This is a genomic window from Natrinema sp. SYSU A 869, assembly GCF_019879105.1.
Classification (GTDB): Archaea; Halobacteriota; Halobacteria; order Halobacteriales; family Natrialbaceae; genus Natrinema.
In genome coordinates this window covers 238600-250771 of the sequence record NZ_CP082248.1, presented here as the reverse complement: position 1 = coordinate 250771, position 12172 = coordinate 238600, and the positions used below count along the sequence as shown (strand labels likewise).

The window sequence follows — 12172 nt, the reverse complement described above, 5'->3', positions numbered from 1 at the left end:
AATGGACGACGACAACACGGGAACGGTGTCCGATCGATCGACGAGGAGGAACCCGAATTCGTCACGGGCAGTCCGACAGCGCCTTCGCAGCCAGTTCGACGGCGATTTTCGCGGGCCCGCACTCGGGACAATGCTGTGCGTGCTCACCGTTGGATGCTGGCATGTAGCCGTCGTCCTCTCTAACCTCCCGACCGTCGTACTTCCCTCTCCGGTGGAGGTGGGTGTCACGCTCGTCGACCTTCGCTGGATACTCGCCGGCGATGCTGCAGTAACGGCGCTGACCGCCGGACTCGGACTGGCTGCGGGGCTTGCCATCGGTACGATACTGGCGTTTTTCATGGCCGTCTCTCGGTCCGCTGCAGCGGTTGTTCTCCCGTACGTAGTCGCACTCCGTATCGCGCCACTCGTCGCTATCGCTCCGCTCCTGTTCCTCTGGTTTGGCCGCGGAATACCGGGGAAAGTTCTCCTCGTAACGACCTTAACCGTCTTTCCGATAACCATCGCGTCACTCGACGGATTACGATCAACCCCCGAGTCGTATCTCACACTACTCCGGTCCGTCGGTGCCTCGAGGTCGACGATCTTCCTCCACGTTCGACTGCCAGCGGCTGCCCCAAGCGTATTTGCCGGGGTGAAAAACGCAGCGACTCTCGCAGTCATCGGCGCGGTCGTTGCCGAATTTGTGACACTCGACGCTGGCATCGGGTATCGAGTGTTCGAAACGTCCACCGCACTCCAGACAGCTGAGTCGTACGCTGCACTCGCCGTTCTCACCGGGCTCGGGCTCCTCTTTTACGGCATCCCGTCACTCCTCGAACGGGCGGTCAGAACGAGATTCGAATGACCTAGGAAAGCGGCACTCGGCGCTGGACCATCCGCTGGCAGATGCCGACCAGCCCGTACAACGCGACGCCGATGAACACGAGGACGACGAGTGCGGCGATGATAATATCCGTTCGAAGGTTTTCCGAACCCAGAAGGATGAGGTAGCCGAGACCGCTGCTCGCGACGACCCACTCGGCGACGATCGTACCGACGACAGCGAGCGTGACCGATTGTTTCAACCCGGCGAACACGTCCGGAACCGCGTACGGCAACCTGAGATGAACGAACGTGTCCACCCTGCTCGCGTCGACCGAGCGGAGTAATTCGACATGCCGTTCCGGCGTCCGTGAGAGTCCGGCAACAGTATTCAATACCAGCGGAAAGAACGTGATGAGCGCGATGAACACGATTGCGGTCATCAACCCCGTCCCGAGGTAGATCAACAAGAGGGGGGCAACCGCTATCTTCGGGAGCACTCGGACGGTGACCAGATACGGATACAGTGCTGTCCGGAGTACTGGAACCATACCCAGGAGAATACCGAGTCCGAATCCGATGGCGATACCGATAGCACCGCCGTAAACGACTTTTTCGAGCGTCGCAACGACGTTCCTGAAATACAACATCGGGTTGCCGAACAGTTGCGCGAGTACTGCCCCCGGTGACGGCAGCAGAAACGATGGGATAGCCAGTAGCGCGGTTCCGAGCCACCACAGTGAAACGCCGACGAGCAACGCCACGAACGGGAGTGCGATTTCGCTCCGCCGTACGTCTATCGCGTTCTCTCTCATCGTCTGATCTCGACGCCGTCGTACAGCTCCCGCCTGATAGCCGCGACCTGTTTCTGGTATTCGACGCTTCCGAGCAGCTCCGTATCTCGCCGGTCCGAAAAATCGATTTCGAGCGTCGCTTTGATCCGTCCCGGCGTGTCCGTGACGACGACGCATCGGTCACCTAGAAACGCCGCTTCGGGAACGCTATGGGTGACGAACAATGTCGTCTTCTGTTCTCGTTCGTGAAGCCGACGGAGTTCGACGCCGAGTTGGTCTCGCGTGATCTCATCGAGCGCGCCGAACGGTTCGTCCAGAAGCAAGACGTCAGCATCGAGATGCAGGGCCCTGACGATAGCGACCCGCTGTTTCATCCCGCCGGAGAGCTCTCGCGGATACGCATCGATGAAACCGTCGAGTCCGACCGATTCCAACAGTGAGCGTGCCTGCGTCTCGTTCGGGGATTTTCCCGCCATTCGGCGAAGGAACTGGACGTTCTCGAGTGCCGTCTTCCACGGGAGAAGCGTATGGTCCTGAAAGACGAACCCGATATCACCGGCATCGCGACGGACCGCTGGTGCGTTGTCGTCTATCGTGACGATTCCGTCGGTCGGGGACTCCAGTCCGCCGATCACGCGCAGTAGCGTCGTTTCCCACAGCCAGACGGTCCGACGATAGTGACGAACTCGCTCGGCTGGATATCCAGGTCGATATCAGCGATCGCAGTGACAGTCTCGAAGGTGACGGTCACATCGTCGATAGCTATCATGATCTCGAAAACTGTTGCGTATGGGCCAACGCTGTCCGCACACGCTCCCACTCGTCGTCGCGGTGGACGCCCCAGCCCTCGTTTCGTCGGGCTCTACTATCGGCAAACGACTCGAGCGCTCGTCGGAACGTCCGCTCGATTTCCTCGTCCTCAGCGTCGACGTCGGCTGCGATTCGTCTCGCCGCCGGTGTCGGATCCGATCGCCCGGCACGCCACCCCAACATCGTCCCCGTCAGAAACCGCCCGAGCGGTTCTGTTCCCGTCTCGCTGGCCGATGGATCAACGGCGAGTGACGGCCCGTAAATCGGGAACTGGTCCGCGATCGTGAGCACGTCCACTGTCTCGTCGGGGGGAGCGCCCACGGGTCCGAGAACGATCCCGCAACGACGTCGGCATCGCCGGTACGGAGAGCCGCCGACTCTTCGCCCGTCGTTTCGAATATCTCGACGTCGTCGGCGACGCCTGCCTGCGAAAGGAACAGTTCGGCCAGCAGTCGCGTTTCCGTGTTCGGCGACATACCGATACAGCGATCACGGAGCTGATCGCTCTCGGTGAGTTGCTCCCCGAAAACCATTCGCGTCGTATACAACACGGTCATCGCCCGCTGGTAGAGCACTGCGATCGGGGTGATCGAGTCGCCATCTCGTCGGGCATCGGTGAGGACGGCAGCACCGACGATTCCGACGTCGACGTCGCCGCCAGCGACGGCTCGAAGCGCCTGTTCCGAGCCGTTATAGTGGACGAACTCAACGTCGACACCGACGAGGTCGTACGTCCTTCGATCTGTGCCGCGTAGAACGGGACGTGAAGACCGTTTGGTCGCCAGTTGAATCCGAGGCGGATCGTGCCACGGTCGGCGGGAGTCGAACCCGACGGATCTGCGTTCGCGGTACCGATGAGTTCCGCGGCGCGCGTCGCGTACGCGTCGTGCATCGCCGTCTCGACCGTGTAGTCGGTCGACCACGCTTTCGGCGGCCGTCCTTCCTCGCTCTCTAGCGTCGTTTCCGTCACCAGCCCTCGATCGGAAAGGCGCGACAGCGCGTCGGCGACGGCCTGATTGCCGAGCTCGGTTCCCAGGCGAATATCTATCTGTCGTGCTCGCGGGTCCTCGACGCGATCGTCTTCGACGCGGCGAACGAGGTACGCGAGGACGCGGGCGGGCTGCGCTCCGACTCCGAGTTCGAAATCGGCGGCGAGCCGCTCGTCTTCACCGTCCAGCACCCAGTGCTCCGCTGTTTTCATCGTGCTGGCACCATTTGTAGCGGTATAGTCAGCGTGTCAGCATAAGCGTACTCCCGGTCGAACCGCGCCTTTCGTTCTCGCTGATCGCGACGTGTACGATCGTCGCTTCGCTCGAGGGACTCTGCGGTTACGTCACACTTCCTGCGAGGAATTCCGCCCCTTCCAGAGTAAAATAGTGTCAGGCCGGCGGCGTGCCGTCGGTTCAAAGGCCCGGATCGACGAACCAATCGGTATCGTCGTCCTGCCGGTCGATTTCCTCGATTGCCGCATCGAAATGGGAGGCAGTCAGAGTGATCTGGGCAGGATCCGTCCGCGGGCCATCGACGTGCTGCCTGACCGCGACGGTCGCTGCCTCGCGACAGACGGCTTCGATATCGGCACCGACGTAGCCGTCGGTTCGTTCGGCGAGGACGTCGAGATCGACGTCGGCGGCGAGGGGCCGTTCGCGCGTGTGAACCGCAAAGATCTGGCGCCGCGCGTCCTCGTCTGGAGCGTCAACGTGAATGTGGCGATCGAACCGTCCGGGACGCATCAGCGCGTTGTCGAGGAGGTCGGGACGGTTCGTCGTCGCGATGACGACGACGTCTTCCAGTTCCTCCAGCCCGTCGAGTTCGGTCAGGAGCTGTGAAACGACGCGTTCGCCGACGCCACCATCGGAGCTGCCGCCGCCGCGCTCGGCCGCGATCGCGTCGATTTCGTCGAAAAACAGGACGGTCGGCGCGTTCGTTCGCGCTTTTTCGAATACGTCACGAACGCCGCGTTCCGATTCGCCGACGTACTTGTTCAAGAGTTCCGGTCCCTTGATCGAGATGAAGTTCGATTGGGCCTCGTTGGCGACGACCTTCGCCAGCAACGTCTTGCCCGTTCCCGGCGGTCCGTACAGCAACACACCTTTCGCCGGCCGGAGCGTGACCCGATCGAAGGCCTCGGGGTGTTCCAGCGGCCACTGGACGGTCTCGCGGAGCCGTTGGGTCGTCTCAGCCAGTCCGCCGACGTCGTCCCAGGTCGCGTCCGGCACTTCCACGAACACCTCCCGGAGCGCCGAGGGAGTCGCGCCCTGAAGGGCCGCGTCGAAATCAGCCGCCGTGAGTGTCAAAGATGCCAACGTCGCGTCGTCCGGATGGGACTCGTCCGGATGAATCTCGTTCCGGCGGAGGGTGTGTGACGCAGCCTCGCGGATGAGAATTTCCAGATCCGCACCGACGAACCCGTGTGTGCGCTCGGCGAGCGACTCGACGTCGACGTCGCCGGCGAGTGGCATTCCCCGAGTCAAATCCGAAGGATCTCCTCGCGCCCGTCTCGGTCGGGAACGCCGATTTCGATCTCGGTATCGAACCGGCCGGATCGGCGCAGTGCCGGGTCCAGCGTCTCCGGCTGCGTTGTCGTCCCGATAACGACGAGACGGTTGTCGGCCTCGAAATCGTCCATGAGCGAAACGAGTGGGCCGACGCCGTCAGTCGAATCTTCGGTATCATCCCGCGTTCCGGCGATCGCATGGAGTTCGTCGATGAAGACGACTGCGGGTTCGTTCGCGGCGGCGTTCTCGAACCGGTTCCGGAGCCGATCTGCCGTTTCGCTGCGGTTTGCCGAAACGATCGCGGGCCCGCTAACGGTTTCGACGTGGATGTCCGCCTCGTTCGAGATCGCCTGGACGATGAGCCGCTTCCCGGTTCCGGGCGGACCGTACAGTAATACGCCGTTCGTCGGTTCGACGCCGAGCCGGTCGAACGCGTCGGGCGAGCACAGTGGCAGTTCGACGGTCTCTCGAATCTGGGTGATTTCTTCGTCCAGGCCGCCGATATCGGCAAAGGTGACCCCAGCCGAGCCGCCGATACTGTCGACAGCAGCCGAAAGCTCTTCCGCGGGCTGTGGTGCCACCGAAATCCGCGTCCAGTCGCGCACGAGGACGATATCACCCGGTGACGCCGCAGTAATGCGGACCGGAACCGTCCGCCGAGCGGGGTCGTCCACCGTTCGCGATCGCAAGGTGACCGGAACGACCTGTCCGACGACGACGGCTCGACTGATGAGTTCCTCCCGCAGGGAAAGATCGAAATCGGTCCCGTCGTCGAACCCCTTCGGGAGCGCGACCGTGACGCTGTCGGCCGGAGAAACTTCGACCGGCTCGACGGTAACCGGTTCTCCGACGGCAACACCTGCAGTCCGTCGAACCAGATCGTTCGTGCGGATGATCCCGTCGTCGATATCGTCGGACGGCATCACTTGTGTGACTGCACGGTTCCCGTCCGATCCGCGAACGAGGAAGAAATCACCGCTGTCGAGGCCGAGCTCGGCGAGCGTTTGACGACTAACGACGGTGAGACCACGGCCGGGGTCGTGGTCGGCAAGCGGCTTGACACTGAGTTCCATACGCTTCGCTCGAGCAGTAGTGCTGCGAGACATATAAAAGGATAGTAATATCGAGGTTTACTTGTATGGTTTCGGATTTTCTCACGCATTGCAGATCCAGAGTCTCATTTTATACTCTCTACCCAAATACCCCGTCTGTATATATGTATAATATGACTGAAAGGATAGAAAAGTTATTTGTGGTATCATATGGCATAGGTCAGTGGTGCTGAAATGATCAATGCTAACAGACCACAACCGACGGCCGAAGAAGCAGCACAGTTGACCGAACACCTCGGTGCCGACGACTCGGTTGTCGATGAAGAGCTGACATTATCGACGCTGAAATCAGCGATAACGGGGGAGATCAACGACGAGTTCGCCTCGATGGGCGAGTCGATCCGAACCGATCTCGAGGGGACGCTCGACGCGGAGTTGCTCACTGCTGCGTTGTCGGACCTCGAAACACAGATCGACCGACTGTCGGCGGTTCGGGAAGCGGGTATTCCGGACGGAAAGCGCGAACCCGAGCGACTCTATCGGGAGCTCGTCGAACCGGGGTGGCAGCTGTACGACCACCTCGTCAACGTCGGCTTCTTCGAAAGCGTCGACGAGAACGCCGTGCGGTTCTCCGCCGAACACATCAGGAACACCGGTCACGGCCTGGTCGAGGCGAACCCGCTCATGTCGGAACTCGAGGAGATCGGCTTCGACGAGGGGGAACAGCTCAGCCTGATCGCGGACCTGCTGAACAACGACAGGGAACTCGCACGATGGGTTCCGACGAAGGAGATCCCGGCCGACGTCGAGTTCAACGTGGACTTCGTCCCGCCGCTCCACCAGCGTGCCGCCGGCGGCACGCTGCTGTGGATACAGACGCTCGACGTCCACCTGTGGCAGAAACAGGTGCTCATCACCGACGAGATACTCGACGACGGCTACTGGGACGCCAAGGGAATGCTGGGCGGGCTATACCTGCTGGGTCGGGTAGCACGAGAGATCGCTTCCGAGACGGAACGAACCCTCACGGACGGACAGCTGATGGCGGCACTGACGGCCAGTGCGGCCATCATGATCATCAACCAGCAGAAGATCTGCCAGGACGTGTTTTACATCACCGAGGAGATGCGGGCGGAACCAGAAGCGAGGTAATCACAGATGTCAATAGAAGAAGACAGAGCGGTTCAGGCTGCACAGGATACGGTCGTTCGAGAGACCGATAACGGCTACCGGGTGCTCGGTTCGCCCGAGGAATCGGTCACCCATCAACACGACATCGATCGCATACCGCAGTTCGATGTCACACAGGAGATGATAAGCGACTCCGGTGACACTCAGGAGGCGTGGCTGACGTACGGCGGTAACTACGAGATGCACCGCTATACGACGGCCGACGTCATCGGGCCGGACAACGTCAGCGACCTCGAGGTCGAGTACGACATCAGCGTCGGTTCCGGGTCGAGCATGGAGGGGTCGCCGATCATCGTGCCCGGCGAGCCGACGGTCATGTATCAGTCGAACGGGCCGAATCATATCAAGGCGATCGACGCCCGTAACGGTGACGTGCTATGGAGTTACACCTATGCAGTGCCGTCGGACGTAGTCCTGTGCTGTGACGATAACAACCGGGGACCCGCCGTCTGGCAGGACAAGGTGTACATGACGACGCTCGACTCGGGGGTCGTCGCACTCAACCGCTATACCGGCGAGGAGGAGTGGTACACGTCCACGGCTGACCACGAACGGGGCTACTCCGCGACGTGGGCACCGATCGTTCACGACGGAACCATCTACACGGGGTCCGCCGGCGGCGAGTACGGCGTCCGAGGGTTCCATACGGCTATCGACGCCGAGACCGGTGAACAGAAGTGGTTCACGCGGACCTGCCCCGAGGAGGAGTTCGTCGGCGACTCCATCAATCAGGCGGCCGGCACTAACTGGATGACGGCGACGTACGACGAGGAGCGGGACGTCCTGTACATGCCGGTCGGCAACCCCGGACCGGACTTCGACGGCTCCGTCCGTCCGGGACCGAACCGCAACACGTGCGGGACACTGTGTCTCGACGCCGAGACCGGTGAGCGCCTCTGGTTCCACCAGGAGTCGGCCCACGACGTCTGGGACTACGACTCGGCGTCGCCGCGGATGCTCATCCGCGACCTCGAGTTCGACCACCGCGACGAGGTCAGGGACACCGTCGTCAACGCCGGCAAGACCGGCTGGGTGTACTCGATGGACGCCGAGACGGGACAGCTCATCACTCGGTCGGATCCGGGCGTCCAGCAGCTGAACATGTTCAGCATGATCCCGCACATCGATGACGGCCGTCGCGGAACGTTCATGCCCGGCGGGATGGGCGGCTGTGACTGGCACCCGGCAACCTACAACCACGAGACCGGGCTGGTGTATTACAAGATGCACAACAACGCCCAGGAGGCGTGGTGGCGGTTCGAGGAGTTCGAGGAAGGCCGCAAGTACTGGGGCGGTATCCTCGAAGACGAGACCGAGGCGATGCCCGACGAGTACAACGGCCACATCAGTTCCATCTCCGCGTTCGATCCGACGACGGGGAAGCTCGTCTGGCGCGACTGGATCGACAGCGACACCTACATCTGGGGTGGAACGATGTCGACCACGACGGGCCTGATGTTCACGGGCACCCAGAACGGTCAGTTCATCGCCTACGACGCCGAGACCGGCGAGCGTCTCTGGGAGTTTGACACTGGCGACGCCCCGCTCTCGTCCAGCCCAGTCAGCTGGTATGATCCCGACGAGGGCAAACAGTACATCGCCATCCAGGTCGGCGGTAGCGGCTGGCTCCGCCGCGGCAAGCGGGACGATCGCGTCGTCGTCTTCTCGCTGGCCGAGTGAGTCAACCGCTAGTCGTTATTTTTGCGTCGTCGAATCATCGGTCGTATCGAGTCGCATCACGTCGCCCGTCGATTCACAGGTGGGACACGCTAGCACGCCCTTTATCGCCGTCCTCGATTTCACGTGTGGGAACGTCGCCCCGCAGTGTGCACACCGAGCGTTCTGGCGCGTACCGAGCGAGGTTTGCTTGTGGGGGATGCCCTGGACGACGCCGTGGCCACATGTCGGACAGGCGAGTCCGTCGCCGCCCGCGTTTTCACCGAGTCTCCGGGGGAATCTCTCACCGCAGTCGACGCAGCGGGCGTCTATCGGTTGGTTCATTATCGGATACTGCCGTCGAGTACGGTTCGGCCTCTTGCTTGCAAGAGTGTGCCTGCGGGGCGCCGGAGTTGCAGTGGCTCCTCGAGCGGTCGTTTTCGGCGACGGCCACTCCCCGTGAGCAAGTAGTAACCGACCGCTGTTCGATAGTATATTCGCTGAGATTGAAACTCACCACAGTATATGATACCTAACGGAACGTATCTCACCTTGCCTCGACCCACTATGGCACCGAACACACTCACTATCGAACTCACCGGACGGGAGAAACGTGACGTCGTTCACGCACTCCGCGCGTTCGCGGACGAGAAGGAAGCGGACGGAGCGTCGGCCGAAGCGGATCAGCTCCGAAGTCTAGCAAGCCGCATTGAGCGCGAGTGAGTTTACTCTGTCCCCCGCTGGCATCGCTAGTTCCAAACATTCTGTGAACAGTGATAAGTTATATCGTGCTGTGTGTTGTTCCATACCACATGTCGCCAACGGATCACTACCGGCAGACGCCTCAAAACGGGACCGAGCAGACGACGGCCACTGAGACGAACAACGATGGAGGCAGCGATACCCCCTCCGAGACGGGAGCCGTCGAAGGATTGATCGAAGAGATCGTCGAGTCGCAGACGGACGAATTGCGGGACGAGCTCGAGACGCTCGAGCGACAGATCGAGACGGTCGACGACTTCGCTCGCATCAGTCTCAACGAGCGGAAGGTCAAACAGAACGAGGCGAAGCTATCCGAATTCTCGGAGTCGCTCACGGCGTTCGCCGAGAAAGCGTTCAACAATATCAACGTGCTCGAGGACCGCCTCGACAGGCAGGCGCTCTTGCTCGTGGCGATCCTCGACTCCCTCGAAGATGACGTCGACCTCTCGACGGTCCGTCGCTACGAGAACGATCGGCTGATCGCGGACACCTCACCCGACGAGCGGCTGGCGTCGGCGATTCAGGAGGCGGAATCGACCGAAAAATAGGCACAAGCATCTCGGCGGAGAGACGAGAGGGCTGCCATCCTCGTCCGACCTGAGAATCTGAGAACCGGAGCAGCGCTTCGGTCCCTCCAGTGGAGTCGGACGGACCGATGCTATACTTCCCGTTCGCCGACGACGTTCTGGAGGTAGTCGGCGCGCCTGGCCTCGTAGATAACCTTCAGTTCGTCGCTCGCGGGTTTTGCCACGCACGTCAGTCGAAGGTCTCGCTCGTCGACCTCCTCGTCGGTCAAGAACAGGTTCATGTCCATCTCAAGGTTGCCCTCGACGAGGAACGCACAGCAGTTCGCACAGGAGGCGGCGCGGCACTCGAACGGCCAGGCGCGGTCCGCGTTCTCGGCCCCGTCGAGGAGATACTCGTTCTTGCTGATCTCTATCGTCCCGTGCTCGCGGTCGGTGAGGTCGGCCGCAGCCGCCTTCTCGAAGAGGGTCTCGTCGTCGCGACTCCACCCCTGACGCTGCAACGCGCCGTAGCTGAGGTACTCCACGGTGGCTGTCTCCTCGTCTTCCGCCTGATCCAGACTTCGATCCCCTCCGCGTCCAGCTTGGATGTTCGGCAGCTCTCGATCGTCAGACATACGTTCACAATGAACATCGACGTGAGCCCATATATTTCCATGGACGATACTCACTTCAGCACATGCTGTGGTCGATCGGAGGAGGAACCGACGCGACGTCGTGGCCTCGTCGAGATCGGGCAGCGGATAGCAACGTGTACTGGTTTGTCCGTCGCATTCATGATCGACCGTCTCGAGTGCAACCACGAAGTGCACAGCGGTGATGTCGATCAGCGTGAGAGCCACTTCCGGATCGTCGACGAACTAACGCCGGCGACGCCAGCCCTAGACCGGTAGTAACTCAGGCTCTTTTCTCGAGCGGACTGTTCGGTCGCTCGGGGACAGTGCCGATGACGATGACATACCCGTCGTCACGCTCGATTATGGTACTGACGGTGAGTCCGGCTTCAGTAACCAGTTTCCTCCAGTAGGCCGCCGGGGAGGCATCCTCTTCGTGTGGGTACGGAAGCGCGAGCACCCCCACCGTACCACCGGGTGTACAGACGCGATGTGCTTCGGTGAGTGCCTCGCGGGCATCGGTCGCCGAGAGGTCGTGGAGCACGCGACAGAGCGTGACAGTGTCGACAGTATCTTCCTTCAGCGGGATACGTGCGGCGTCTCCCCGTATCGGCGCCACATCGACGCCGGCGAGTCGCGCGTTCCGGCTCGCTAATTGCGGTCCGTTGCCGAGGATGATCCGATCGTCGAACACGTCGACGGCAAGAAGTGAGCAGCGCTCAGGGATAGCGGGTGCGAGCCCGACGAGGGATCGCCCGGTCCCACAGCCGACGTCGAGCATTCGTTCGGACTCCGAAAGCGGGATTTCGGCGGCCAGTGCGTCGTACTTTTCGCGGTCGAGTACCCAGGGTGGAGGGGATAGCAGCGACGTTGCTGTCGATCGGATGGTTGCAGCCCCCCAGAGGAACAATACGAGGGCGACTGCGATCGCAGTACTTCTTCGGGTTCGACGCTCGGACTGTCCGATGGCGAGTCCAGTTATGACTGCCAGCAAACCCAACAGCAGTCGGCGCCCCCGTTCCCGCCAGTGATACAGTCCAAAATTATACCAGTGTAACGGAATCGTTTCCCCGCCGCTCATTCTCCGGACAACGGTTCACCTCGACGCGTAATTTTCGTTGCCGGAAGCCCGGCTCGCTCAGCGTGTTCGCGGACTGCATCCTCGCTCTCCGCACGATAGTGACAGAACGTCCCGACGACCTCTTCGTCGTCGTTCGTCATTACCTCCGAATCGACCCAGCGAATGTCGACACCCTCATCGCGGAGTTCCTTTAGCGCCTCTCCGGATTGCTCCGCTGCCCCATCCAGTTCGTCGGTCGTAATCGGTTCCGGAAGCTCTCGCAGGATCAGGAAGTCGTCCGTTGGTGAACTCATGCGTCAACTACCCACATCATTCATGTATTTGTAATACTTTCGGACGTTTTCACCTCAATTCTCAATCTCACGGCTTTATCAGACAGCCGACCTGAG

The 12172-nt window shown here is 61.3% G+C and carries 16 protein-coding genes; 5 read left to right on the top strand and 11 right to left on the bottom strand.

The window, feature by feature from the left end; genetic code table 11:
* The first annotated feature begins 1 nt into the window (after position 1).
* Positions 2 to 844 carry an ABC transporter permease gene (locus tag K6I40_RS05095; RefSeq protein WP_222914600.1) on the top strand — a complete coding sequence of 281 codons (843 nt, stop codon included), beginning with the start codon at positions 2 to 4 and terminating at the stop codon, positions 842 to 844.
* A 1-nt stretch (position 845) separates the two neighbouring features.
* Here K6I40_RS05095 and K6I40_RS05090 read toward each other — a convergent pair whose 3' ends face one another.
* The 7 genes from K6I40_RS05090 to K6I40_RS27905 all read right to left on the bottom strand — a co-directional run bounded on the left by K6I40_RS05090 (position 846) and on the right by K6I40_RS27905 (position 5976).
* Positions 846 to 1616, bottom strand: coding sequence for an ABC transporter permease (locus K6I40_RS05090; protein WP_222914597.1), 771 nt, complete (start codon positions 1614 to 1616; stop codon positions 846 to 848).
* A complete protein-coding gene (locus tag K6I40_RS28815) occupies positions 1613 to 2230 on the bottom strand; it encodes an ABC transporter ATP-binding protein (protein ID WP_305082483.1) in 618 nt (205 codons plus the stop codon). Before K6I40_RS28815 ends, K6I40_RS05090 begins: the two co-directional genes overlap by 4 nt.
* Complete coding sequence (locus K6I40_RS27925; RefSeq protein ID WP_255681642.1) at positions 2227 to 2364, bottom strand: hypothetical protein; 138 nt, start codon at positions 2362 to 2364, stop codon at positions 2227 to 2229. The genes K6I40_RS28815 and K6I40_RS27925 overlap by 4 nt, the downstream gene beginning before the upstream one ends.
* Complete coding sequence (locus K6I40_RS27920; protein ID WP_255681641.1) at positions 2361 to 2726, bottom strand: hypothetical protein; 366 nt, start codon at positions 2724 to 2726, stop codon at positions 2361 to 2363. Before K6I40_RS27920 ends, K6I40_RS27925 begins: the two co-directional genes overlap by 4 nt.
* Before the next feature lie 232 nt (positions 2727 to 2958).
* Positions 2959 to 3606: a hypothetical protein gene (locus K6I40_RS27915; RefSeq protein ID WP_255681640.1), complete on the bottom strand. Its 648-nt coding sequence runs from the start codon at positions 3604 to 3606 to the stop codon at positions 2959 to 2961.
* Positions 3607 to 3808: 202 nt separating this feature from the next.
* Positions 3809 to 4879: an AAA family ATPase gene (locus K6I40_RS27910; RefSeq protein ID WP_255681639.1), complete on the bottom strand. Its 1071-nt coding sequence runs from the start codon at positions 4877 to 4879 to the stop codon at positions 3809 to 3811.
* Positions 4876 to 5976: an AAA family ATPase gene (locus tag K6I40_RS27905; protein ID WP_255681638.1), complete on the bottom strand. Its 1101-nt coding sequence runs from the start codon at positions 5974 to 5976 to the stop codon at positions 4876 to 4878. Before K6I40_RS27905 ends, K6I40_RS27910 begins: the two co-directional genes overlap by 4 nt.
* A gap of 213 nt (positions 5977 to 6189) precedes the next feature.
* On the opposite strand from K6I40_RS27905, the gene K6I40_RS05065 reads away from it, so the two are divergent.
* The gene (locus tag K6I40_RS05065; RefSeq protein ID WP_222914589.1) at positions 6190 to 7107 is read left to right on the top strand and encodes a hypothetical protein; all 918 of its coding nucleotides are present in this window, start codon (positions 6190 to 6192) and stop codon (positions 7105 to 7107) included.
* Positions 7108 to 7113: 6 nt separating this feature from the next.
* The gene (locus tag K6I40_RS05060) at positions 7114 to 8826 is read left to right on the top strand and encodes a PQQ-binding-like beta-propeller repeat protein (RefSeq protein ID WP_222914586.1); all 1713 of its coding nucleotides are present in this window, start codon (positions 7114 to 7116) and stop codon (positions 8824 to 8826) included.
* 15 nt (positions 8827 to 8841) lie between these two features.
* On the opposite strand, the gene K6I40_RS05055 is transcribed toward K6I40_RS05060, so the two are convergent.
* Entirely contained in the window at positions 8842 to 9147 is a 306-nt protein-coding gene (locus tag K6I40_RS05055) for a hypothetical protein (RefSeq protein WP_222914583.1), read from the bottom strand.
* A 222-nt stretch (positions 9148 to 9369) separates the two neighbouring features.
* Here K6I40_RS05055 and K6I40_RS05050 point away from each other — a divergent pair, with 222 nt between their 5' ends.
* Both K6I40_RS05050 and K6I40_RS05045 read left to right on the top strand, forming a co-directional pair.
* A complete protein-coding gene (locus K6I40_RS05050) occupies positions 9370 to 9525 on the top strand; it encodes a hypothetical protein (protein ID WP_222914580.1) in 156 nt (51 codons plus the stop codon).
* Between the two features lie 89 nt (positions 9526 to 9614).
* Positions 9615 to 10112 (top strand): hypothetical protein, encoded by a 498-nt coding sequence (locus K6I40_RS05045; protein WP_222914578.1) that lies wholly within the window; start codon positions 9615 to 9617, stop codon positions 10110 to 10112.
* Positions 10113 to 10222: 110 nt separating this feature from the next.
* On the opposite strand, the gene fer is transcribed toward K6I40_RS05045, so the two are convergent.
* From fer to K6I40_RS05030, 3 genes are all read right to left on the bottom strand, one after another.
* Positions 10223 to 10705 (bottom strand): ferredoxin Fer, encoded by a 483-nt coding sequence (gene fer, locus K6I40_RS05040; protein WP_222914573.1) that lies wholly within the window; start codon positions 10703 to 10705, stop codon positions 10223 to 10225.
* Between the two features lie 280 nt (positions 10706 to 10985).
* A complete protein-coding gene (locus tag K6I40_RS05035; RefSeq protein ID WP_255681637.1) occupies positions 10986 to 11696 on the bottom strand; it encodes a class I SAM-dependent methyltransferase in 711 nt (236 codons plus the stop codon).
* A gap of 83 nt (positions 11697 to 11779) precedes the next feature.
* Positions 11780 to 12076, bottom strand: a complete 297-nt coding sequence (locus K6I40_RS05030; protein ID WP_222914569.1) for a DUF4242 domain-containing protein — start codon at positions 12074 to 12076, stop codon at positions 11780 to 11782.
* Between the last annotated feature and the right edge of the window lie 96 nt (positions 12077 to 12172).

Coding starts and splice junctions, on each gene's coding strand:
- K6I40_RS05095 (WP_222914600.1), top strand. CDS start 2: ATGGACGACGACAACACGGGAACGGTGTCCGATCGATCGACGAGGAGG.
- K6I40_RS05090 (WP_222914597.1), bottom strand. CDS start 1,616: ATGAGAGAGAACGCGATAGACGTACGGCGGAGCGAAATCGCACTCCCG.
- K6I40_RS27925 (WP_255681642.1), bottom strand. CDS start 2,364: ATGATAGCTATCGACGATGTGACCGTCACCTTCGAGACTGTCACTGCG.
- K6I40_RS27915 (WP_255681640.1), bottom strand. CDS start 3,606: ATGAAAACAGCGGAGCACTGGGTGCTGGACGGTGAAGACGAGCGGCTC.
- K6I40_RS27905 (WP_255681638.1), bottom strand. CDS start 5,976: ATGGAACTCAGTGTCAAGCCGCTTGCCGACCACGACCCCGGCCGTGGT.
- K6I40_RS05065 (WP_222914589.1), top strand. CDS start 6,190: ATGATCAATGCTAACAGACCACAACCGACGGCCGAAGAAGCAGCACAG.
- K6I40_RS05060 (WP_222914586.1), top strand. CDS start 7,114: ATGTCAATAGAAGAAGACAGAGCGGTTCAGGCTGCACAGGATACGGTC.
- K6I40_RS05055 (WP_222914583.1), bottom strand. CDS start 9,147: ATGAACCAACCGATAGACGCCCGCTGCGTCGACTGCGGTGAGAGATTC.
- K6I40_RS05050 (WP_222914580.1), top strand. CDS start 9,370: ATGGCACCGAACACACTCACTATCGAACTCACCGGACGGGAGAAACGT.
- K6I40_RS05045 (WP_222914578.1), top strand. CDS start 9,615: ATGTCGCCAACGGATCACTACCGGCAGACGCCTCAAAACGGGACCGAG.
- fer (WP_222914573.1), bottom strand. CDS start 10,705: ATGTCTGACGATCGAGAGCTGCCGAACATCCAAGCTGGACGCGGAGGG.
- K6I40_RS05030 (WP_222914569.1), bottom strand. CDS start 12,076: ATGAGTTCACCAACGGACGACTTCCTGATCCTGCGAGAGCTTCCGGAA.